Source organism: Streptomyces sp. NPDC059695, assembly GCF_042733785.1.
In the GTDB taxonomy this organism is placed as follows: domain Bacteria; phylum Actinomycetota; class Actinomycetes; order Streptomycetales; family Streptomycetaceae; genus Streptomyces.
This window is the reverse complement of record NZ_JBHWFF010000045.1, coordinates 49,893-52,308: the sequence shown is the minus strand read 5'-3', so window position 1 is coordinate 52,308 and position 2,416 is coordinate 49,893. Positions and strand designations below refer to the sequence as shown.

The window sequence follows — 2,416 nt, the reverse complement described above, 5'->3', positions numbered from 1 at the left end:
AACGCGGAGGCGCCGCTGAAGGGCGCCGTCCCGTGTGCCCACCCGTCCCGCCCCAGCGGGACGATTGCCCACACGGGGCGGGGCGAAGGCCCACAGGGGCGGGGGTACCGCCCCGCCGGGCGCGGGCGGAAGGCCCACGCGGGCACCGGGCGAACGCCCGGCGCGGTGCGGGCGGGCTAGGCCCGCGTGGGCGCGGGCGGGCGTCCCAGAAGGCTCCTACAGCCCCAGGCGGGCCCGGAGGCCGCCCGTGCGTTCGTCCGTGTCCACCGCCGCCGCCCCGTCCGTCACCGTCTCGTACACGGCCAGGATGTCCGCGCCCACCGTCCCCCAGTCGAAGCGCCGCACATGGGCCGAGCCCCGGGCGCTCAGCTCCGCGCGCCGCGTCCCGTCGCCGAGGAGCGCGATCGCCGCGTCCGCGAGCGCGTCGGCGTCCTCGTTGGCGAAGAGCTCACCGGCCGCTCCCTGGTCGAGGACCTGGGCGAAGGCGTCCAGGTCGGCGGCGAGGACCGGCGCGCCGGCCGACAGCGCCTCGACGAGGATGATGCCGAAGCTCTCGCCGCCGGTGTTGGGCGCCACGTACACGTCGACGCTGCGCAGCAGCCGCGCCTTGTCCTCGTCGCTGACCATGCCGAGGAACTCCACCCGGGAGCGCATCCCGGCCGGCAGGGAGGCGACCGCCTCCTCCTCGTCGCCGCGCCCGGCGACGAGGAGCCTGGCTCCGGGCCGCTCGGTGAGGATCCTGGGGAGGGCCCGCATGAGGACGGGCAGGCCCTTGCGGGGCTCGTCGATGCGGCCGATGAAGCCGAGGGTCTCGCCCTGCCACTCCTTCTTCGGCTCGGCGCGCGCGAAGAAGTCCACGTCGACGCCGTTGGGGATGACGACCGCGTCGCCGCCGAGGTGCTCGACGAGCGTGCGCCGCGCGTACTCGCTGACCGCGATGCGGGCGCTGATCTTCTCCAGGGCGGGCTGGAGGATCGGGTACGCGGCGATCATCGCCCGGGAGCGCGGGTTCGAGGTGTGGAAGGTGGCGACGATCGGCCCCTGCGCCGCCCAGCAGGTGAGCAGCCCCAGCGAGGGCGAGGTCGGCTCGTGGATGTGGACGACGTCGAAGGTGCCGTCGTGCAGCCAGCGGCGCACGCGCGCGGCGGAGAGGAAGCCGAAGCTGAGCCGGGCCACGGAGCCGTTGTAGGACACCGGCACGGCCCGGCCCGCGGAGACGACGTAGGGCGGGAGCGGGGTGTCGTCGTCGGCGGGGGCGAGGACGGAGACCTCGTGGCCGAGCCGGATCAGGTGCTCGGCGAGGTCACGGATGTGGAACTGGACGCCGCCCGGCACGTCCCAGGAGTACGGGCAGACGATCCCGATCTTCACGCGGCGGGTCCCTCCCGCTCGTCCAGGTCCGCGAGCCACAGTCGTTGCAGCATGTGCCAGTCCTCCGGGTGGTCCGCGATGCCGCCGGCGAAGACGTCGGCGAGTTCCTGTGTCATCACGGACGTCTTCTCGGCGCGCGTGCCTGACTCGGGTACGTCGATGGGCGGGTGGATACGGCCCTTCATGACCGCCGTGTCGTCGTACCAGAGGGTCACCGGCAGCAGCAGCGCGCCGGTCTGCTGGGCGAGGATCGCCGGTCCCGCGGGCATCCGCGCGGTGTCCCCGAAGAACGTGACCTCGGTGCCCGACGCCGACAGGTCGCGGTCGGCGACCAGGCAGACCAGGCCGCCGGCCCGCAGCCGCCGTGCGAGGGTGCCGAAGGCGGAGCCGCCGGTGTGCGGAAGGACCTCCATGCCGAGGGACTCGCGGTAGGCGACGAACCGGTCGTACAGCGTCTCGGGCTTGAGGCGCTCCGCGACCGTCGTGAACGGCATGCCGAGCGAGCGGGTGACCCACACGCCCGCGAGGTCCCAGTTGGCCAGGTGGGGCAGGGCCAGGACGACCCCGCGCCCGGAGGCCATGCCCTCCTCCAGGTAGTGGCGGTCCTTGATGTCGATGGACCGCTCGACCCGCTCCCGGCTCCAGGTCGGCAGCCGGAAGGACTCCATCCAGTACCGCATGTACGAACGCATGCCGGCCCGCGAGAGCTCCGCGAGCCGCTCGGGCGTGGCGTCCGGCACCACGCGCGCGAGGTTGGACTCCAGGCGCAGGACGCTCTTGCCGCGCCGCTTCCAGGCGAAGTCGGCGATCCGGCGGCCGAGGCCCGTCGCCACCGGCTCGGGCAGCTTCTTCACGGTCGCCCAGCCGGCGCCGTACAGCCCGTCGCTCAGGCGCTCCTTCAGGGTGCTCACGAGGTTGCTCCGCCTCCCCCGGACGCCGCCGCGGCGGCGGGCGCCGCGGCGGGCGCCCCCCCGAAGGGGGCCCCCGCGGGGCCCCCGGGGACGGTAAACAACAACGCCCCCACCCACAAGCCGAGCCGGAGGGG

At 74.5% G+C, this 2,416-nt stretch carries 2 protein-coding genes; both read right to left on the bottom strand.

Annotation, left to right across the window (positions count from 1 at the left end; all coding sequences use genetic code 11):
- Positions 1 to 216: 216 nt before the first annotated feature.
- A complete protein-coding gene (locus ACFV2S_RS34365; protein ID WP_383798748.1) occupies positions 217 to 1,371 on the bottom strand; it encodes a glycosyltransferase family 4 protein in 1,155 nt (384 codons plus the stop codon).
- Positions 1,368 to 2,282 carry a phosphatidylinositol mannoside acyltransferase gene (locus ACFV2S_RS34360; protein ID WP_385568670.1) on the bottom strand — a complete coding sequence of 305 codons (915 nt, stop codon included), beginning with the start codon at positions 2,280 to 2,282 and terminating at the stop codon, positions 1,368 to 1,370. The genes ACFV2S_RS34365 and ACFV2S_RS34360 overlap by 4 nt, the downstream gene beginning before the upstream one ends.
- Positions 2,283 to 2,416 lie beyond the last annotated feature (134 nt).